The 19,810-nt window shown below is 72.8% G+C and carries 16 protein-coding genes; 10 read left to right on the top strand and 6 right to left on the bottom strand.

All coding sequences use genetic code 11. The features are described 5' to 3' along the window. The first annotated feature begins 7 nt into the window (after positions 1 to 7). The 3 genes from EV292_RS17020 to EV292_RS17030 all read left to right on the top strand — a co-directional run bounded on the left by EV292_RS17020 (position 8) and on the right by EV292_RS17030 (position 2,813). Entirely contained in the window at positions 8 to 796 is a 789-nt protein-coding gene (locus tag EV292_RS17020; protein ID WP_132910612.1) for a type III pantothenate kinase, read from the top strand. Between the two features lie 90 nt (positions 797 to 886). Then, positions 887 to 2,527: a ribonuclease J gene (locus EV292_RS17025; RefSeq protein WP_132910447.1), complete on the top strand. Its 1,641-nt coding sequence runs from the start codon at positions 887 to 889 to the stop codon at positions 2,525 to 2,527. 10 nt (positions 2,528 to 2,537) lie between these two features. Then, a complete protein-coding gene (locus EV292_RS17030) occupies positions 2,538 to 2,813 on the top strand; it encodes a DUF1467 family protein (protein ID WP_132910448.1) in 276 nt (91 codons plus the stop codon). Between the two features lie 319 nt (positions 2,814 to 3,132). On the opposite strand, the gene EV292_RS17035 is transcribed toward EV292_RS17030, so the two are convergent. After that, positions 3,133 to 4,203: a spore coat protein U domain-containing protein gene (locus EV292_RS17035; protein ID WP_132910449.1), complete on the bottom strand. Its 1,071-nt coding sequence runs from the start codon at positions 4,201 to 4,203 to the stop codon at positions 3,133 to 3,135. Positions 4,204 to 4,560: 357 nt separating this feature from the next. Then, the gene (locus tag EV292_RS17040) at positions 4,561 to 6,891 is read right to left on the bottom strand and encodes a hypothetical protein (protein ID WP_132910450.1); all 2,331 of its coding nucleotides are present in this window, start codon (positions 6,889 to 6,891) and stop codon (positions 4,561 to 4,563) included. 125 nt (positions 6,892 to 7,016) lie between these two features. Here EV292_RS17040 and EV292_RS17045 point away from each other — a divergent pair, with 125 nt between their 5' ends. The 3 genes from EV292_RS17045 to EV292_RS17055 are packed head-to-tail and all read left to right on the top strand — an operon-like array spanning position 7,017 to position 10,654. After that, positions 7,017 to 8,198 (top strand): hypothetical protein, encoded by a 1,182-nt coding sequence (locus tag EV292_RS17045; RefSeq protein ID WP_132910451.1) that lies wholly within the window; start codon positions 7,017 to 7,019, stop codon positions 8,196 to 8,198. 36 nt (positions 8,199 to 8,234) lie between these two features. After that, on the top strand, positions 8,235 to 9,323 hold the full coding sequence (locus tag EV292_RS17050) for a DUF2336 domain-containing protein (RefSeq protein ID WP_132910452.1): 1,089 nt from the start codon (positions 8,235 to 8,237) through the stop codon (positions 9,321 to 9,323). Next, complete coding sequence (locus EV292_RS17055; protein ID WP_132910453.1) at positions 9,320 to 10,654, top strand: HAMP domain-containing sensor histidine kinase; 1,335 nt, start codon at positions 9,320 to 9,322, stop codon at positions 10,652 to 10,654. Before EV292_RS17050 ends, EV292_RS17055 begins: the two co-directional genes overlap by 4 nt. Before the next feature lie 48 nt (positions 10,655 to 10,702). Here EV292_RS17055 and EV292_RS17060 read toward each other — a convergent pair whose 3' ends face one another. Both EV292_RS17060 and EV292_RS17065 read right to left on the bottom strand, forming a co-directional pair. Further along, positions 10,703 to 11,257, bottom strand: a complete 555-nt coding sequence (locus EV292_RS17060; protein ID WP_132910454.1) for a (2Fe-2S)-binding protein — start codon at positions 11,255 to 11,257, stop codon at positions 10,703 to 10,705. 9 nt (positions 11,258 to 11,266) lie between these two features. After that, a complete protein-coding gene (locus EV292_RS17065; RefSeq protein WP_132910455.1) occupies positions 11,267 to 11,611 on the bottom strand; it encodes a PilZ domain-containing protein in 345 nt (114 codons plus the stop codon). Between the two features lie 141 nt (positions 11,612 to 11,752). Between EV292_RS17065 and EV292_RS17070 the strand changes: the two genes are divergently transcribed. Continuing rightward, entirely contained in the window at positions 11,753 to 13,897 is a 2,145-nt protein-coding gene (locus EV292_RS17070) for a histidine kinase dimerization/phosphoacceptor domain -containing protein (protein ID WP_132910456.1), read from the top strand. 106 nt (positions 13,898 to 14,003) lie between these two features. On the opposite strand, the gene EV292_RS17075 is transcribed toward EV292_RS17070, so the two are convergent. Continuing rightward, entirely contained in the window at positions 14,004 to 15,344 is a 1,341-nt protein-coding gene (locus EV292_RS17075; protein ID WP_132910457.1) for an HlyD family type I secretion periplasmic adaptor subunit, read from the bottom strand. Position 15,345: 1 nt separating this feature from the next. Continuing rightward, positions 15,346 to 17,115 carry a type I secretion system permease/ATPase gene (locus tag EV292_RS17080; RefSeq protein ID WP_243693828.1) on the bottom strand — a complete coding sequence of 590 codons (1,770 nt, stop codon included), beginning with the start codon at positions 17,113 to 17,115 and terminating at the stop codon, positions 15,346 to 15,348. A 211-nt stretch (positions 17,116 to 17,326) separates the two neighbouring features. Here EV292_RS17080 and EV292_RS17085 point away from each other — a divergent pair, with 211 nt between their 5' ends. The 3 genes from EV292_RS17085 to EV292_RS17095 are packed head-to-tail and all read left to right on the top strand — an operon-like array spanning position 17,327 to position 19,519. Continuing rightward, on the top strand, positions 17,327 to 17,638 hold the full coding sequence (locus EV292_RS17085; RefSeq protein ID WP_132910458.1) for a hypothetical protein: 312 nt from the start codon (positions 17,327 to 17,329) through the stop codon (positions 17,636 to 17,638). Then, the gene (locus tag EV292_RS17090; protein ID WP_132910459.1) at positions 17,635 to 19,182 is read left to right on the top strand and encodes a PepSY-associated TM helix domain-containing protein; all 1,548 of its coding nucleotides are present in this window, start codon (positions 17,635 to 17,637) and stop codon (positions 19,180 to 19,182) included. The genes EV292_RS17085 and EV292_RS17090 overlap by 4 nt, the downstream gene beginning before the upstream one ends. Further along, the gene (locus EV292_RS17095) at positions 19,175 to 19,519 is read left to right on the top strand and encodes a DUF3325 family protein (protein ID WP_132910460.1); all 345 of its coding nucleotides are present in this window, start codon (positions 19,175 to 19,177) and stop codon (positions 19,517 to 19,519) included. The genes EV292_RS17090 and EV292_RS17095 overlap by 8 nt, the downstream gene beginning before the upstream one ends. The last annotated feature ends 291 nt before the right edge of the window (positions 19,520 to 19,810 follow it).

Below are 19,810 nucleotides of genomic sequence, written 5' to 3' on the forward strand. Positions count from 1 at the left end.
GGGTGCGATGCTGCTCGCGGTCGACGCCGGCAACACCAACGTGGTCTTCGCTTTGGTCGATACCGCGACCCGCGCGATCCGCGCGCGCTGGCGCATCGCCACCGACCCGCGCCGCACCGCCGACGAATATGCAGTGTGGTTGAGCCAGCTGCTCGCGCTCGAGGGCCATAGCCGCGACGACGTCGCCGCGGTGATCGTCTCCACCGTGGTGCCGCGCGCGCTCCACAATCTCGAGGTGCTCGCCGCCAAATATTTCCGCAGCGACGCGCTGATCGCGGGGCGCGCGCCGCTCGACTGGGGCATCGCGATCGACGTCGACGAGCCGAAGAGCCTCGGTGCCGACCGCGCGGTCAACACGATCGCCGCGCACGCGCTCCACGCCGGCGACCTGATCGTGATCGACTTCGGCACCGCCACCACCTTCGACCATTCCGACTACACCGGCGCCTACAAGGGCGGGATCATCGCGCCCGGCATCAACCTGTCGCTCGATGCGCTGGTGATGGCCGCGGCGAAGCTGCCGCGCGTCGCGATTGAGGCCCCCGCGAGCGACAGCGTCATCGGACGCAATACAGTCGACCAGATGAACATCGGCATCTACTGGGGCTATATCGCGATGATCGAGGGGCTGGTCGCGCGCATGAAGCGTGAGATCGCGCGCCCAGTCAAAGTGATCGCCACCGGAGGGCTCGCCACCTTGTTCGAGCGCCACACCGACGCCTTCGACGCGATCGAGCCCGATCTCACCATCCAAGGGCTGGCGATCATGTACGAACGCGCCCATATATCCAAGTGAACGCCCGGCCGGCGCGCAGTCCGGCCCATCTCTCTTCCTCCCGCTTCATCGGCGCATCCGGCGCCCCGCGCGGGACGACAAAGGACTTCAATGACTCCCAACAACAAGGAACTGCTCTTCTGCGCGCTCGGCGGCTCGGGCGAGATCGGGATGAACGTCACCCTCTACGGCCATGCCGGCAAATGGCTGATGGTCGACTGTGGCGTCACCTTCGCTGACTCGCATTATCCCGGCATCGACGTGATCCTGCCCGACCTGCGCTTCATCGAGGAGCGGCTCGACTCGCTCGTCGGCATCGTGCTGACGCACGGGCACGAGGACCATATCGGCTCGCTGCCCTATCTCGCCGAGGATCTCGGGGTGCCGATCTACGCCACCCCCTTCACCGCCGGGCTGGTGCGCGGCAAGCTGGAAGAGGAGCGGATCGAGGATCGCGTCAAGATCCGCCTGGTCCACGCGCGCAAGCCCTTCAAGGTCGGCCCCTTCTCGGTCGAGGTCGTGCCGCTGTCGCACTCCATCCCCGAGGCCAACGCGCTGCTGATCGACACGCCGGCAGGGCGCGTCTTCCACACCGGCGACTGGAAGCTCGATCCCACCCCGGTGATCGGCAAGCCCTCGACCCCGGACGAGCTCGCCGCGATCGGCGAGCAGGGCGTCGACGTGCTGGTGTGTGACTCGACCAACGTCTTCAACAGCGAGGCCTCGGGCAGCGAGGCGAGCGTTCGCCAGGGGCTGAGCGAGAGCGTCGCGCGCGCGCGCGGCCGCGTGGTGGTCACCACCTTCGCCTCGAACGCGGCGCGGCTCCACACGCTGGCCGAGGTCGCCAAGGAGACCGGGCGGCGCCTGTGCGTCACCGGCCGCTCGCTCGACCGGATCATCCGCGTCGCCAAGGCGACCGGCTACCTCAAGAACTTCCCGGAGACGATCGACGTCGACGCGGCGATGCGGATGCCGCGCAACAAGGTGCTGATCATCGCCACCGGCGGTCAGGGCGAGCCGCGCGCCGCGCTGGCGCGCATCGCCGACGGCTCGCACCCGGTCCGGCTCGACATGGGCGACATGGTGATCTTCTCCGCCAAGCAGATCCCCGGCAACGAGGTGGCGGTCGGCCGCATCCAGAACCAGCTCGCCGCCAAGGGCGTCGAGATGGTCACCGAGAAGCAGGCGCACGTCCACGTCTCGGGCCACCCGGGCCGGCCTGAGCTCGCCCAGATGTATGGCTGGATTCGTCCCGGCGCGCTGCTGCCGGTGCACGGCGAGATGCGCCACCTGATGGAGCATGCGCGCTACGGCCAGACGCAGGGCATCCGCGACGTGCTGGTGCAGACCAACGGCGATCTCGTCCGGCTCGCGCCCGGCGCGCCCAAGAAGATCGGCGACGTGCCGGTCGGGCGGCTGGTGCTCGACGGCGACGTGATCCTGCCGTCCGACGGCGGCACGATCAACGACCGGCGCCGCATCGCGGTCAACGGCCAGATCTCGGTCGGCATCGCGGTGGACCGCAACGGCCGCGCCGGCGGCACGCCCGAGGTCCGCATCCAGGGCGTGCCGGTCGAGGAGGAGCGCGAACCCTTCCTCGCCGAGGCGGCCGAGGCGGCGGCGGAGGCGATGAAGGGCCGCGTGCGCGACCGCGAGCGGCTGCGCGAGGACGTGCGGCTCGCGGTGCGCAAGGTCGCCACGCGCTGGACCGGCAAGAAGCCGGTGATCGACGTGGTGATCGTCCAGGTCTGAGGAGGGGCGGATGCGCTGGACGTCGCTGCTGGCGATCTACATCCTGTTCTGGGCCTTCTCGGTGTTCCTGGTGCTGCCCTGGGGGGTGCGCACCTCAGCCGAGATGGGTGCCGAGCACGTTCCCGGCACCGCCGAGAGCTCGCCACACAGCTTCTCGCTCAAGCGCGTGCTGGTGCGCACGACGATCGTCGCGACATTGCTGTTCGGGCTGTTCGTGGCGAACTATGAGTTCGGCTGGGTGACCGCGGGGATGCTCGACTTCGCCGACCCGGCCAACGCGATCTAGGGCGGGCAGGGAGAAGGGGGCGAGCCGCTCTTACCCGCGGGGATCGTCGCGAGATTGCTCAACGCCCCGGGGTGGATGGCCGTGTTCCGGCGAACGCCGGAACCCAGGGTTACGGGATCGTGATGAAGTTCCCGTCATCCCGGCCTTGAGCCGGGATCCATCGCGCCGCGAACACCGAAGCCGTTGCTTTCGCAAAACCATGGATCCCGGCTCAAGGCCGGGATGACGAGGGTGGAAGGCACAAACACGACCTCGCGATGATCCGTCGATGGGGAGGGAAGACGCTCCCCCGGCATCCGGCTCGCGACCGCGTCCGCGCTCACCGCACCGAATAGGGGATCGACACGCTGATCGACGAGCCCGCCGCCATGCTCGCCTTGGGCTTGATCCGCACGCTCGTCACCGCCGCCTGGCTCGCCGCGTCGCCGGGGACCGGGGCGTAGGTCCAGCTCGCGCCATTGTCGCTCGAGAAGTCGATCTGGTCGGTGGTGCTGCCCGGCGAGGCGTAGGCGATCGTCGCCCCCGACGGCGGTGACCCCTCGGTCACCTGCACCACCGCGCCGCTGCCGGTACCGTCGCCGTCGAGCGCGATCGCCAGCCGCGGCGCGGTCGGCACCACCAGGGTCGTCGCGTCGATCTCGGTGGCGACCAGATCGGGGTTGGTCAGCGTCATGACGACACGGCGCTTGCTGCCGGGGATCGCCTTGGGGCGGAGGGCGCCGTTGACCGGGTCCCAGGTCACCGCGCCGAGCGACAGCGCCACGGTCGGCGGCTTGGGCGCGACATAGAGCGTCACGGTCAACGTGACCGTCTGGGAACCGCTGTCGGTCCCGCCCAGCACGCACAGGCTGCCCACCGCGACGCCGTTGCAGAAGTTCCAGTCCCAGCGGATCGCCACGGTGCCGGTATAGGTGCCCGGCGCGGGCGCGGTGCCGCTCGCCAGCTTGACGAACAGCGGGACGTTGGCCCCCTGGCTGCCGACGCTCAGCAGCGTGACCGCGCCGCTCTTCATGTAGAAGGTCGTCGCGCCGGGCTTGATCTCATAGCTGCTGCTGGCGTTGGCGAAGAGCTGATAAGTCAGCGTGTCGGCGGCGTTGCTGGTGGAGGTGAGCTTGAGCGTCGCGCCCGGCGCGATCGTCGCGCTGAGGAAGTTGGTGCTGAGCAGGGTCAGCACGGTGAGCGTGCTGCATTCGAAGCCCGACGCGGTCTGAGCGTAAGGCACCGCACCCGCCTTGATCGCGGCGGGGGAGAAGCTGCCGACCGTGGCCGGCGCCGTCGCGGGCATGGTGCAGGCGAGCGCCGGCGCCGCGACCAGCAGCGCCAGCGCGGCGAGGAGCCGCGCGAGCAGCCGCGACGCGGTGGAGGCAAAGGAGCGGGGCGGCGCACGCATGCGGACCGACACACCAGACGTTGGTTAAGCTAGGGTTAGGTGCGCGTGCTGCGCGGCAACGATTAGACCGAAGTCGGAACGACCGTCCGCCCGGGCGCATCACGCGAGCCGTCGCTGCCTCTGATGCCATCATTCATCTGCAAGAGTGACGTCGCCGGCACAGCGGTATCAGGGGTGCGGACTCAAAAGGTTCATCGTCGCGCAAACGGCTCACCCCATCCGTCATCCCGGGCTCGACCCGGGATCCATGGTGCCGCCAGACCCTCCGGCGTCGCTATCGCGGACGGATGGATCCCGGGTCGAGCCCGGGATGACGACGGCAGGGTGAGGCGAGCGTCGACCCCGCCCGCCGCCGGCCTAGCGCAACCGCTCGATCGCCTGCGCCAGCGCGACGTACAGCTTGCCCATGTCCGACGAGAGCAGCGTCACCCCCAGCGGCGAGCCGTCGCGTTGCGCCAGGATCGTGCGCAGCATCGCCTCGAAATCGTGGATGTAGCGGTTGACCTGCTCGCGGAAGGCGCCGTCCTCGTCGTAGAGCCGCGCGACGTCGCGCTGCTCGCCGCCGTCGAGCAGCCGCACCGCGCGCCGCGTGAACACGCCGCGGTCGCCCTTGAGATAGGCCGCCCAGGCGCTGTCCGAGATCTCGGGCGCGAAGGTGCGGGTCAGGTCGATCGAGGCCGAGTTGAGCGACTCGATCAGCAGCGAGGCGCGCCGCGCGAAGCTGTCGCGCTCATTCTCCTCGCCCGCCGCGCGCGCTTCCTCGAGCCGCTGGTCGATCAGCGCGATCGTCGCCTCGATGCCGTCGAGCTGCTGCTGCAGCCGCTCGCCCGCGCGATTGGTCGCCGCCACCGCCGCCTCGGCGACCTGCGCGACCTGGCGGACCTGGCCCTGCACCCCGCTCTCCACCGCACGGCTGAGCGCGGCCGCGCCGGCGCTCTCCAGCGCGTCGGCGGCCTCGGGGATGACGCGCGCGATCGCCTCGCGCGCGTGGTCGGCCGCGGCGGACGCGGTCTCGCGCACGCGCAGCAGCGCCTCGACCAGCCGCGGCGCGGCCTGTTCGGTCATGTCGTCGATCTGGCGCGAGGCGTCGCCCATCGCCTCGCCGATCTCGTCGGCCTGGCTGCGCCCGCGCGCCAGCCCGTCGTGAAGCCGGCTGGTGAGCGACTCCACCGTCTGGCGCTGCTCGGCGACGACCTGCGCCACCGCCTCGATCGCGTCGTGCGTGCTCTCGGCCGCGGTGACGAGCGCGAGCAATTCGGGCTTGGCCGCGGTGATCACCTGCTTGGTCGAGGCGACGCGGCTCTCCAGCCGCGAGATCGCCTCGGGCATGGTCTCGTCCATCTCGCGCGCGGCGGCGTCGAGCGCGACCAGCAGATGCTCGGTGGTCGAGATCGTGTGCTGCGCCGACTCATGCCCCGCGTCCATCGCACGCGCCAGCGCCTCGGCGGAGGCGTGGAGCGCGCTGACCGAGGCGGCGAGCTGCTGCGTCCGCTCGCCGCCGTCGCGGTGGAGCGTGACGAAGCGCTGCTCGGCGCGGTCGATCGACTCGTCGAGCGAGTCGAACAACCGGTGGCCCGCGCCCTGCTGCGCGTCGAGCCGCGCCGCGATCCGCTCGATCACCACCTCGATCAGCCCGATCCGCTCGGCCAGCGCCTCGGCGCTCTCGCGCGCGGCATGGTCGAGCGCGGTCTGGTTGGTGCTGACCATCGCCAGCATCGCGTCGCCCTGCGCCGCGATCGCCTTGCGCGACTCGTCGATCGCGCGCGCGGTACGGTCGAGCAGCGCGTCCACCGCGCCCGCCGCCGCGGAGGTGACCGCCTCCAGCCGCGTGCCGGCGGTGTGGCTGGTCGATTCCATCCGCTGCATGTAGGCGGCGAGCTTCTCGGCCGCGCCGCCCGCGATCGCCTCGGCGTCGCGCCCGCGCGCGACCAGCGCCGCGACCTGCGCGTCGAGCCCGGCGCTGTGTTCATAGGCAACCAGCCCGGCCTGGTCGATCGTCTCGGTCAGCGCGCGGGTCTCGTCCGCGGCGCGCGGCAGCGCGGCGAGCAGCGCGTCGAGCCGCTCGTGCGCGCTCCCCGCGGTCGCGGTCAGCGCGCCGGTCTGTGCGTCGACGCGCTGTACCTCGGTGGACAGAGCGCCCGCGATGTCGGCCAGCCGCGCGGTCGCGGCGTCACCCAGCGCGGTGAGCAGGCGGACCTGTTCAGCCAGCTGCGCGCGCTGTTCCTCGATCGTGGTGCCGAGCACCGCGACCGTGTCCTCCAGCGCGACGGCCTCGGCGCGCATCAGCCGCGCGCTCGCGCCGAAGCGCTGCGCCTCCGCGGTGCTGGTGCGCAGCGCGATCAGCCAGATCACCCCCGCGAGCATCGGCACCGTGGCGAGCGCGGCGCCATATTGGGCCAGCTCGAGCGCGGTCATCGTGCCGAACCGATCGAGGCCGAGCCACAGCAAAGCGACCACCCACAGCAGCGCGACCGCGAGCGCGACCCAGCCGAGCGCCCCGCGCGCGCCACCTTGCCGCGGCCTAGCGTCGGCGTCGTCGGAGAAGAACGGGTCGGTCACGGCGGGGGCGGGCTCCACGGGCAGGGCGGCGGGATCGGGCCACGGCTCGGGCCAATGGTCGGGCCAGCGTGCGTCGTTGGTCGCGCGCGGCGCGTCGGTCAGCGAAGATGGCCCCCCAGTCATCCCCATGCATCTAACACGTTTGCGGGCGCCGGGAAGCCGTCTCGACCTGGGTCGGTGGCTCCGCTCGGCGCATCGCTGCGCCGCGTCACGGATATTGCCGCGCCCCGCGCCACCGCCTAACAGCCGAAGCCATGCTGGCCGGGCTCCTGTTCGCGCTCCACGAGGCAGAGGATCGTCCGGGCACGCTCGCGGCGACCTTGCCGTTCGCGGCGGCGACGCTGATCGAATATCAGGCGCGGTTGCTGGTGGCGTGCGATGCGGCGCAGATCGTGGTGGTGGTGGCGCGCGTCACCCCCGAGCTGTCGGGCGCGCTGGCGCGGATCGCGCGGCGCGGGGTCGCGGTCGACGCGGTGGAGACCGCCGCCGACGCGCTGGCGCGGCTCCACCCGCTCGCGCGCGTGGTGATGATGGCGGACGGGCTGGTCACCACCGAGGGCGTCGTCCACGCGCTGGCGGGGGAGGGCGGCGACGCGCTGCTGGTGGTGCCCGGCGCGCAGGCCGCGCCCGCCTTCGAGCGCGTCGGCGGCGGCGCGGCCTGGGCGGGCGTGGCCCGGCTCGACGCGCGCCGCATCGCGGAGGCGGCGCGGCTGCCTGACGATTACGACCTGCAATCCACCCTGCTGCGCGCCGCGGACCAGGCGGGCGCGCGCCATATCTCGCTGCGGATCGACGACATGGCGCTGGGTCATGGCATCGAGCGCCGCGCCAGCGCGCTGGAGGAGCGCGGCCGCGCGGTGCTGTCCGCCTCCATGGCGGTGCGGCCGAGCTGGTTCGAGCGGCTGGTGCTGCGCCCGCTCGCGCGCGCGGTGATCCCGCTGATCGCGCGGCGCGGCATCGGCACCCCCGCCTGCGCCGCGGCGGCGGGCGGGGCGGCGCTGCTCGGGCTGGGAGCGCTCGCCGCCGGCGCGCCCGCGACCGGGATGATGGTGACGCTGGCGGCGGTGCTGCTCGCCGAGATCGCGGGCGCCCTGGCCTTGTTCCGCGACGAGCCGCTGCTGCTGCGGGTGAGCCGCGCGCTGGTCGCGGTGGCGCCCGCGCTCGCCGCGCTGCTGCTCGGTCAGGCGGTCGATCACGACGCCGCCACCACCAGCGCGCGGCTGCTCGCGCTCGGCGCGGTGATCTTCGCGGGCGTCGGGGAGCGTGCCGCCGGCGCCGCGCCGCGCCGCGTCTGGTGGGGGACGCCGCCGGGCTATCTCGCGCTGCTCGCGCTCGCCACGCTGTTCGGCTGGCCCAGCCTCGGGCTCGGGCTGGTGGCGGCCTATGCCGCGGTGACGCTGGTGGTCGCGGTCGAATGGCTGCGGCGGGTCACTTAGCGCGTGGTTAAGGATCGGTCCGGTAGAGGGGGCACGATGCCGCCCCAGCCATCTCCGGCCGATGATTCGGACCTGTCGGCGCGTGTCGCCGCGCAGGCGGCCGCGGCCGACGGGCGCGCGGGGCGTCGGCTGAGCGCCGCGATCGACGATCTCTTCCTCTCCGAGCGCGACCGGCTCGACGAGCGCAGCCGCGCCGCGGTGACACGCCTGGCCGAGGCCACCGTCGGCGCGATCGAGCGCGACATCGCGGGCCATGCGGCGCGGTTGCTCGAGGCGCGGGGCGCGGGCGCGGTCGCCGCGCTGCTCGCGGGCAATCGTGCGATCACGCTGCCGCGGCTGGTGGAATCGGGGCTGATGCGCGATCCCGACATCATGGGCGAGCTGGTCGCGCAGGCGCGGATCGACTTGATCGACGAGGCGCTCGCGGCGCATCGCTTCCCCGGGGTGGCCCCCGCGCTGCTGGCGGGGCTGGCGGAGAGCGGCGACGGCGTGGTGCGCGGCCGCGCGGTGACCTATCTGGTGGCGGACAGCCGCCGCCGCCTGGCGCACGACGATCGCCGCGCCGAGCTGCCGGTCGCCTGCCACGAGCGGCTGGCGTGGTGGATCGCGGCGGCGCTGCGCGAGCGGCTCGGCCACGGCGTCTCGCCCGAGGTCGATCGCGCATTGTCGGAGGCGAGCCAGCGCAGCATCGCCGCGCACGACGATACCGAGCGGGTCGAGGCCGCCGCGGCGCATCTCGCCGCCGCGATCGATCCCGTCGCGAGCGCGCTGCCCAAGCTGCTGCTCGACACGCTCGCCGAGGCGCGCGTGACCTTGTTCGTCGCTTTGCTCGCGCACGCGCTGGGGATCGAACCGGTCGAGGCGCGCGGGCTCACGCTCGACGCCGACAGCGACCGGCTGTGGCTCGCTTTGCGTGCGCTGGGGCTGGAGCGCGACCTGATCGCGCGGATCGGCTTCATGCTGTGCGAGGCGGATCGCGACCGCGATGTCGAGGCGCTCGCCGACGCGCTCGACCGCGTCGCGTCGCTCGCCCCCGAGACCGCGGCGCATGCGGTGGCACCGCTGACGCTGCACCGGGATTTTCGCGCCGCGGTGCGCGCGCTCGCGCGGAGCCCGCGCGCGTGAGTGCGCTGTCCTCGCTCCACGCCGCGGTCGATCGCCACGATCGGCTGGTCCATGCCGACGATCTGTTCACCGCGCTCAACGCGCGCGCGGGCGGACGCCACGGCGCGCTGCTCGCGATCCCGCAGGTCGCGGTGCTGGTGCGGCTGGCGCGGCGGCTGCGCGTCGCGGTGACCCGCACGGTGACGATCGCCGACGGCGAGCTCGACCTCGATTGCTGGGTCAGCGCCGCCCCCGCGGACGAGGGCGTGACCGTGACCGTCTCGCTGCTGCGCGAGCGGCCGGCGTGGCGCGCGCGCGCCGGCGTCGCGGCGCGCTGCGACATCGCCGCGCCCGAGGAGGCCGACTGGACCTGGGAGGTCGACGCCGAGCTGCGCGTGACGCGGCTGTCGCTCGCCGCCGCGGCGCGCCACGGGCTCGATCCCGCGACCGTGCTCGCGCGTCCGCTGAGCCGCCTCGTGCTGCTGGAGCCCGACGCGACGGGCGCGATGCCGCTGCTCGACGCAATGTCGGAGCGGCACGATTTCACCGACCAGCCGGCGCGGCTCTATGGCAGCGGCCAGCGGGTGACGCTCGCAGGCCATGTCCGGCTCGATACCGCGGGCGGCTTCGGCGGCTTCGTCGGGGGCACCTATCCGGTCGCGGCGAGCGCGCCCGCACCGCTGATCCGCCCGTTCGATCATCGGCTCGACGGCGTGTTGCGCGGCACGCTCGCGCGCATCATCGCGGATGCCGAGGGGATCAATGCGGGCGGCGAGGGGCCGCTCGACAGCCATTACGCCGATTACGCGCAGGACATCGCCAATGCCGGCCGCCACCTGCTCGGGCTGATCGACGATCTGGTCGACCTGGAGGCGATCGAGCGCGAGGATTTCACCACCGAGCGCGTCGCGGTCGACCTCGCCGACGTGGCGCGCCGCGCCGCCGGGCTGCTGTCGGTGCGCGCGGGCGAGGCGGGGGTCACGATCGACCGCAGCGCGTGCGAGCGCCCGCTCCCCGCCTACGGCGAGTTCCGGCGGATGCTCCAGGTGGTGGTGAACCTCGTCGCCAACGCGGTGCGCCACTCGCCGCGCGACGGCACCGTGGCGCTGGCGCTACGGCGTGAGGACGGGCACGCGCTGCTGACGGTGGGGGACGCGGGACGCGGGATCGCGCTGGCGGATCAGGCGCGCATCTTCGAGAAGTTCGAGCGGATCGACCCGGTCGAGCCGGGCGGCAGCGGGCTGGGATTGTATATCGCGCGGCGGCTGGCGCAGGCGATGGGCGGGACGCTGAGCGTCGACAGCGCGCCGGGTGAGGGCGCGCGCTTCACGCTCTCGCTGCCCGCGGCGTAGCGCGGCCGCTAAGACCGGGAGCGGCCCGCTTCTCGCCGGTCGCCGAGGTCAGGGCCGCGGGTCCCGCCCGCGCGGGTCGAGCGCCGGCACCTGCTGCGCCGCGCGTGCGGGCTCGATCCCGGGGCGCGCGCCGGTCGGCAGCCGTTCCTCGCCGCGGATCGCGCGCCCGGCGCGCTGGATCGCCGCGGTCAGCCGCGGATAGATGCCGCAGCGGCATTGATTGGTGATCGCCGCCGCGATCGCCGCGTCGGAGGGCGTCGGATCGCGCCGCAGCAGCACCGCCGCCGCCATCACGATCCCGGGGATGCAGAAGCCGCATTGCGACACGTTCTCGGCGAGCAGCGCGAGCTGCACCGGGTGGGTACGGTCGCGCGACAGCCCCTCGATCGTCGTCACGAACGCGCCCTCCGCCGCGGCGAGCGTCACCTGGCAGGCGCGCACCGCGCGTCCGTCGAGATCCACCGTGCAGGCGCCGCAGCTCCCCGTGCCGCAGCCATATTTGGTGCCCGTGAGGTTGGACGCGTCGCGCAGCGCCCATAACAGCGGCGTCTCGGGCGCCATGCGATATTCGACCGCCTCGTTGTTGACGGTGAGCCGGGTCACGCCGCGCGCTCAGCCGCGATCGCGATAGGCGTCGCGGATATGCTGCATCCAGCCTGCGCTGGGCTGGACGCCGGTGTTGCGCGTGCGCGCGCGTCGCGCCGCCGCGATGTCGATCCGGTCCTCGAAGTGCAGCCCCGCGAGCGTCGGCTTGGCCCACATCACGCGCGCCACCAATTGCTCCAGCGTCCCCATCGTCACGCGGATCTCGGCGCCCTGCACCAGCCCCGCGGCATTGTCGACGCAGGCGCCGGTGTCCGAGAGATTGCGCACGCGGCATTCCACCGCCTCGCTGCCGGTGTCGATCAGGGCATAGAGGATGACGCTGCTGCGCGGTTCTCGGCTGGGGGGCGACATGGCGAGCGCTCTACGGTCTGCGCGGCGGCTCGGCAATGCCGCCGCATCACCCTCGTCGCGCCTGTCTCGCGATCGGGCAGAAAGTATCCGAGCGCGCGGCGGATCAGTTGCTTAGGGCGTGAAACTTGTCATAAGCGCGCGATGGCAGGACCAACCGCGTACCGTGATCCGGCTTCCACGGCGGGGATCGATCTCACCGCCTGCGACCGCGAGCCGATCCATGTCCCGGGCGCGGTCCAGCCGCACGGGCTGCTGCTGGTCGCCGACCCGCTGACGCGCGAGATCGTCGCGGGGGCGGGGCCGATCGAGGCGCTGTTCGGCGAGTCGTGGCTCGGCCGCGAGCTGGACGCGCTGCTCGCGCAGGATATCGCGGCGCTGGCCGAGTCGGTCCCGGCGGGACCGGGCGGGACGATCCTCGCCGCGCCGGTGCGCGGCCACGACGTCGCGCTCCACCGTTCGGGCCAGTGGCTGCTCGCCGAGCTCGAGCCCGCGGGTGCGGCGGCAGCGGGCAGCGTCGCCGAGACGCTCGGCTGGCTCGACGCGATGGCGGCGGGGTTCGAGCGCACCACCACCTTCGCCGCGCTGTGCGAGCGCGCCGCGGTGGCGTTCCGCGCGCTGACCGGGTTCGACCGGGTGATGATCTACCGCTTCCTCGACGACGAGGCGGGCTGCGTCGTCGCCGAGGATCGCTCGCCGCAGCTCGACACCTTCCTCCACCATCATTTCCCCGCGAGCGACATCCCGCGCCAGGCGCGCGCGCTGTACGTGCGCAACCGCACGCGCGTGATTCCCGACATCGCTTATGTCCCCGCGCCGCTGCGACCCGCCGGATTCGAGCTGACCGACCTCAGCGACGTCGCGATCCGCAGCGTCTCGCCGATCCATCTGGACTATCTGCGCAACATGGGGGTGCAGGCCTCGGCGTCGATCTCGATCGTCAAGGACGGGCTGTTGTGGGGGCTGGTCGCCTGCCACCACGGCACGCCGCGGACGATGCCGCGCGCGGTGCGCGCCGCCGCGGCCGCGCTCGCGGGCGGGCTGGCGCGCCAGATCCGCGCCAAGGAGGAGGCCGAGGCCTATCGCGAGCGGCTCGCGCTGCGCGGCGAGGAAGATGCGCTCCGCGGGCTGCTGCTCGATCATGAGTCGCCGATCCAGGTGATCGAGTCGCACGCCGAGGAACTGCGCCGCGCCTTCGCGGCCGACAGTTTCGCGCTGGTGCGCGGCGGACGGGCGACGGTGAGCGGGGTCGCGGTCGACCCGGCCGCGCTCGCGCGGCTGGCGCGCTGGCTGGCCGCGCGCGAGGATGGCGCGCCGTTCGCGACGCGCGCGCTGGCGAACGACTGGCCCGACGCCGCGATGCTCGCGCCCTTCGCCGGGGTGCTCGGCTTCACCACCGCGGACGGCGACGCGCTGCTGTGGCTGCGCGCCGAGCGGATCGAGGAGATCGAATGGGCGGGCAACCCGCACAAGGCGGTGCCGCACGATCCCACGGCGCAGCTGCGCCCGCGCGCCTCGTTCGAATCGTGGCGCGAGCAGGTGCGCGGTCGCTCGCGGCGCTGGACGCTCGAACAGGTCGACGCCGCCAGCCGGCTGCGGCGGCTGGTCGGCGAGGCGCGCGCGGGCGCGGAGCTGCGCCGGCTCAACCGCGAGCTGGAGCGCGCCGGCGCGGAGAAGGACGCGCTGCTCGCGCAGAAGGACCTGCTGATGCGCGAGGTGGATCACCGCGTGCAGAACAGCCTCCAGCTGGTCTCGTCCTTCCTGGCGATCCAGGCGCGCGACGCGGGGGCGGGGGCGGTCGCCGACCAGCTGCTCGAGGCGCGCTCGCGGCTGTCCGCGGTGGCGCTGGTGCATCGGCGGCTGTACCGCGACGACCAGATCGAGGTGATCGACCTCAGCCGCTATCTCGGCGAGCTGATGCAGGACCTGCGCGCGTCGCTGGGCGAGGAATGGGGGCGGCACCTCACGCTCGATCTCGCGCCCGTGCTGATCCCGACCGATCGCGCCGTGAGCGTCGGCCTGATCGCGGCCGAGCTGGTGATCAACGCGACCAAATACGCCTATCCGGGCGCGCGCGGCGGCCCGATCGACGTGGTGCTGGAGCAGCACGGCCATCTGCTGCGGCTGATCGTCGCGGATCGCGGCGTCGGCAAGGTGGCGGGGGGCAGCAGCGGCTTCGGCAGCCGGATGATGACCGCGGTGGTCCAGCGGATCGGCGGGACGGTCGAGTCCCAGCCCAACGACCCCGGGCTGCGCGCGATGCTGACCGCCCCGATCGAGGGCGACTGAGCCGCTCACCCCCGCCGCGCGTCTGCGGCGGGGGACGGGCGCCGCGCCTCCCGGCAGCCTGATCCCGCGATCCGCCCCGGCGTCGCGCGCTACCGCGGCCTCATCCTCAATGTTCCCGGAACGAGGCCCAGAAGCTCCCCACCAGCGGCTCCACCGCATAATCGAGCGCGGTGCGCTTGCGCAGCGGGATCAGCACCTGCGCCGGCATGCCCGCGCGCAGCTGGAAATCCTTGCCGCGGACGTTCGACAGCAGCCGCAACTGCCCGGGCGGGACGGTCACCTCGCCGGTGAAATAGCTCCGCCCGGTCTTCTCGTCGGTGAAGCTGTCGGCTGACAGCCGGGTCAGCTCGCCCGACAGTTCGGGCAGGTCGCGCTCGTGCAGGCTGGGAAATTTGACCAGCGTGCGCTGGCCCACGACGAGATCGTCCGCGTCGTCGGGCGAGATATGCGCCTGGATCCGCAGCGGCGCGCGCTCGGGCACCACGTCCATCAGCTTCTGCCCCGGCGCGATCACCCCGCCCGGGGTGAAGACGGTCAGCCCCACCACCGCGCCGGTCGCGGGCGAGCGGATCTCGGTACGCGCCACCTGATCGCGCGCCGCGCTCAGCTTGGGAAGGAGGTCGGCCAGCTTGGTGTCGACGTCGCGCAGGTCGGCCGCGGTGCGCTCGCTGAAGGTGCGCTCGGCCTCGATCCGCTCGATCTGGCTCTCGCGCGCGGCCTCGCGCGTCTGCGCCACGCTGGCGGCATATTGGCCGCGCTGGCCCTGCAATTCGGCGCGCATCCGCTCCAGCTCGCGCAGGCGCGTCTGCGAGACGAAGCCCTTGGCCGCGACGGGGCGCAGCGCCTCGAGCTGGGCGTCGAGCAACTTCAGCTGCTCCTGCGCGGACACGACCTGCTCGCCATAGCCGCGCCCCTGCTCGCGCGACTGTGCCCCGCGCTGGCCCAGCGCATCGCGCTGCGCCGACAGCGTCGCGGTGCGCGCGCGCAGCTCGGTCTGCTGCAGCCGCATCGCCAGCGCGATCTCCTCGCGGTCTTCCGCGGGCATCGTGGCGAATTCCTTGGGCGCGGTGATCTGGCTCTGCCCGAGCTGCTCGGCCTGGAGGCGCGCGCGCTGTGCCAGCAGCCGGATCGCCTGCGAGGCGAGCGCGCGCTCGGTGGCGCGGACCTCGGGCGAGGCGAGCCGCATCAGCAACTCATCGCGCTGCACGCGCTGGCCCTCGCGCACGAAGATCCGCTCCACCACGCCGCCGTCGCGGTGCTGCACCGTCTGGCGCTGGCCCGAGACCTGGAGCACGCCCTCCGCATAAGCGGCGGCGTCGAGCCGCGCGAACGCGGCCCAGCCCAGGAAGAGCACGAAGAACAGCACCGCGACGATCACCCCGGCGCGAATGTCGCGGCGCGGGTCGGCGGGCAGGTGGACGGTGTCGGTGATCGGCAGGCTAGCCATGTCAGGCGCTCGCGGCGGGAGAGGGACGATCGGCGGCGGCCGCCGGCGCGGGCGGGCCGCCCGCGGGGACCGGACGAAGCTTGGGCGGGGCGATGCGTTGCAGCACCTCGTCGCGTGGGCCGAAGAGCTCGACCCGGCCGTTGCGCATCACCAGCAGCTTGTCGACCACGGGCAGGATGCCGAGCTTGTGGCTGACCACCAGGATGGTGTGGCCCGCGCGTTTGTAATGGTCGATCGCGGCGAGCAGCGCGGCGTCGCCCTCCGAATCGAGATGCGCATTGGGTTCGTCGAGCACCAGCAGGGCGGGGTCGCCGAACATCGCGCGTGCGAGTGCGACTCGCTGCGCCTGGCCGGCGGAGAGGCCGCGCCCGCCGGCCTTGAGCAGATGGTCGAAGCCGTTGGGCAGCCGCTGCACTAGGTCGCGCGCGCGGGCACGCTCGGTCGCGGCGATCGCGGCCTCGTCGAGCGCGGCGGGATCCTCGCCCAGCTCGCCGCGGAAGCGCGCGATATTCTCCTTGATCGTGCCGGCGAACAGCGTCGGGTCCTGCGGCAGATAACCGACATGCTCGGCGAGGCGCTCGGGATCCCAGTCGGCGAGGTCGGCGCCGTCGACCCGGACGCGACCGCGGTCCGGGCGCACCGCGCCGGCGATGATGCGAGCGAGCGTCGACTTGCCCGCGCCGCTCGGCCCGATCATCGCCACCACCTCGCCCGGCGCGATCTGGAGCGTCACGTCGGCGACGATCGTGCCGTCGCGCGCGTCGTTGAGCAGCGTCACCGCCTCCAGCGCGAGCGCGCCGCGCGGCGCGGGCAACTGCGTGGCGGGGGCGGCGTGCTGCGTCTCGGCGAGCAAGGTGTCGAGGCGGCGATAGCTGCCCATCGCCTGGGCGATGCCTTTCCAGCCGCCGATCAGCTGCTCGATCGGCGCGAGCGCGCGCGCGATCAGGAAGGAGGAGGCGAAGATCGCCCCCGCCGAGATCAGATTGTCGATCGCGAGCAGCGCGCCGAGCCCGAGCGCGAGGCTCTGCAGGGCGAGGCGGACGAACTTGGTCGCGGTGAGATAATTGCCCCCGGTGAACCCGGCCGCGGTCTGTTGCGCCAGCATCGCCTCGCGCAGTCGCAGCTGGCGCGACACCATCGCGCGGCGCATGCCGAGCGCACGCACCGCCTCCGCGCCGCCGAGCATCGCCTCCTGGCTGGCATAGCTGTTCGTCGCCGCGACCTGCGCGCGTTCCAGCGCGGCGCGCGTCGCGCGCTCGTTGCGCCAGGCCAGGATCGGCAGGATCGCGCCGCCCAGCAGCGCCACCGCGCCGATCGCGGGATGCACCAGGAAGCAGACCAGGATGTAGATCGGCGTCCAGGGCGCGTCGAACAGCGCGAGCACCCCGGCGCCGCTCAGCGTCTGGCGCAGCGTGTCGAACTCGCGCAGCGCCTGGCGCGCCACCGGCAGATCGGGGCGGCCGAGCGTCGAGTCGAGCAGGGCGGGCGCGAGCGCGGCGTCGAGCTGCACGCCCGCGCGGACCAGCAGGCGCGTCCGTACGCGATCGAGCAGCGACAGCGTCACCAGCGCGAACAGCAGCACCAGCGTCAGGAACAACAGCGTGAGCTGGCCCTGCGTCGGCACCACCCGGTCATAGACCTGGAGCATGTAGAGCGTCGGCGCGATGTAGAGGATGTTGACGAGCGCGCTGAACCCGAAGGCCGCCGCGACGTGGCGGCGGCACAGCGCCACGGCGCGGCGCATCGGGCTGTCGGCGGCAGGGTCGGTCATGCGTCGCGCTCCTCGGGACGGCCGCACCATCGCCGATTTTGGTTAACGACGCCATAACTGCGCGGGCCAGCCGCGCCAGTACGGCGTCGAACGGCCGATCGTCGGCGGCGATCGGGCCGGATCTGATCCACGCACCACTTCGCTATTGCTAGTGACTCGCAACGACGGCTATAGGCGGCGCTCAAGGAGTCGGCATGGTGGCGGAGTGTTGATGCAGCGCGGGCAGCCGATCGGGCGGCGTCTCCGGGTACGGCCCGCCGCCGCGGCGATGGTGGTGCGCTGCGTCACCGCGCTGGTCGGCGGTTACGCGGCGACCGCGGCGCTGGTCAGCCTCGTCGCGCGCCTGCTGCCGCTCAGCCGCGTCGAGGCGACCGTCTGGGGGATGATCGCCAGCTTCCTCGTATATTCGGTGATCGCCTTGTGGAGCTTCCATGAGCCGCGGCTGCGCCGGGTCACGGGTTTCGTCTGGGGTGTCGCGATCCTCGCGGGCGGCGCGACCTGGCTGATCGGCGTGCGCGCGTGACGCGGTCGCTGCGACAGTCGATGGCGTGGATCCACGGCTGGCTCGGCCTGCTCGCCGGCTGGATCCTGTTCGCCATGTTCCTCACCGGCACCGCGAGCTACTTCCGCCCCGAGATCACGCGGTGGATGCAGCCCGAGCAGCCCGCCAACCGCGTCACCGGCGCGGTCGCGACCCAGGCGGCGGTCGATCATCTCTCGCGGACCGGGGCGGGGGACGAACAATGGTTCATCATGCTCCCCGACGACCGCACCGCGGTGACGCGGGTCTTCGCGATCCCCGGCGCCAAGGCCGCGCCGACCGCGCGGCGGCGCGCGCCCGAGCAGGAACTCGACCCGCGCAGCGGCGAGCCGGTCCACGCGCGCGAGACCCGCGGCGGCGAGCATTTCTACCGCTTCCACTTTCAGCTCCAGCTGCCGCACCCCTGGGGACGCTGGCTCGCGGGGCTGTGCGGCATGTTCATGCTGGGCGCGATCGTCTCGGGCGTGGTGACGCACAAGCGCATCTTCGCCGATTTCTTCACGCTGCGCTGGAACAAGGGGCAGCGCAGCTGGCTCGACGCGCACAACGTCTCGGCGGTGCTGGCGCTGCCCTACCACGCGATGATCACCTACACCGGGCTGATGACGCTGGTGCTGATGTACATGCCCTGGCCGATCGTCGCCAATTACCAGCAGCCGGCGGACTTCAGCAAGGACGCCTATGGCTTCGTGTTCGACGACACGGCGAGCGGGCGTGCCGCGCCGCTGGTGGCGGTGGCGCCGCTGGTGCGCGACGCCGAGCGGCGGCTCGGCCAGCGCGCGCAGCGGGTGGTGATCCGCTTCCCCGGCGACGCCGCGGCGACCGTGGCGGTGAGTTCCGGGGGCGCGAGCGGGCTCAACGCGCGCGGCGGCTCGGTGACCTATTCGGGCGCGACCGGGCGCGTGACCGCGGCGGACATCGGCGCCGGGCCGGCGCTCTCCACCGCGGGGGTCATGCTCGGGCTCCACACCGCGCAATTCGCCGGACCGGCGCTGCGCTGGACATTGTTCCTGCTCGGCCTGACCGGGGCGGCGATGGTGGGCACGGGCCTGCTGCTGTGGACCGCGGCTCGACGCCGGCCGAATGCAGCGCCCTTCTTCGGGCTGCGGCTGGTGGAACGGCTCAACGTCGCCGCGATCGCTGGGCTGCCGATCGGCATGGCGGGCTATCTGCTCGCCAACCGCCTGATCCCCGCGGCGGCGGAGGGCCGCGCCGATGCCGAGGTGGCGACGATGTTCTACGCCTGGGGCGGCGCCGCGCTGCTCCAGCTCGCGCGGCCGGCGAAGCGCGCCTGGCGCGAGCTGTTCGCGCTGGGGGCATTGCTGTTCGGCGCGATCCCCTTCGTCAACGCGGCGACGACCGACCGCGGCTTCCTCGCCTCGCTGCGCGCGGGCGACGGGCTGTTCGTCGGCTTTGATCTGGCGATGGTCGCGATCGCGGCGGTGCTGGGACTGGCGAGCTGGATGGCGGGACGCGAGCGGCAGATGACGACACGCAGGAAGGTGAGGGAGTTGGCGCATGTGTGAGGGGTTCGCTGTGTGCGCGCTGGCGTTCGTGTTGCTCGCGGCGGCGTCGCACCGCTTCCACCGCGACGCGGGCGCGACCGCGCCGGCGCAGCGGCGCTGGCTGCGCGGGCTGGGCGTGGCGCTGATCGCGGTGGCGCTGCTGCGCGCCGGGACCGCGATCGACGGCGAGCGCTGGGTGCGGCTGCTGGTGTGTGCCTCGCTCGCCGCGGTGACCGTGGTGCTGACGCTGTCGGTGCGCGCGGCGGCGGTGCTGTACCCGCTGCGGCGGCTGCTGACGCGCCGCGCCGCGGCGCCGGCGGGGCGCGAGGTCGAGGCGCTGGTCGCCGCCAGCGGATAAGGCGAAGGGGGCGCCTTCTCCACTGCCGTCATCCTGAACTCGTTTCAGGATCCACTGGTGCGGACCCAAAAGGCGGCTTGCTCGTCATCCCGGCCCCGAGCCGGGATCCATGCTGCCGCGAGAGCAACGCGGGCGGCTCTCGCGGCGCGATGGATCCCGGGTCAGGCCCGGGATGACGGGTGGAGCTAGCCGCCTTCGCGACAATGAAGCTTTTGAGTCCGTACCCACCGGGCCGCAAACGCCTCACGCCGCTGAGTGTGCGGCAGCGTGGATCCTGTAACGAGTTCAGGA

This window comes from Sphingomonas sp. BK235 (assembly GCF_004345855.1).
In the GTDB taxonomy this organism is placed as follows: domain Bacteria; phylum Pseudomonadota; class Alphaproteobacteria; order Sphingomonadales; family Sphingomonadaceae; genus Sphingomonas.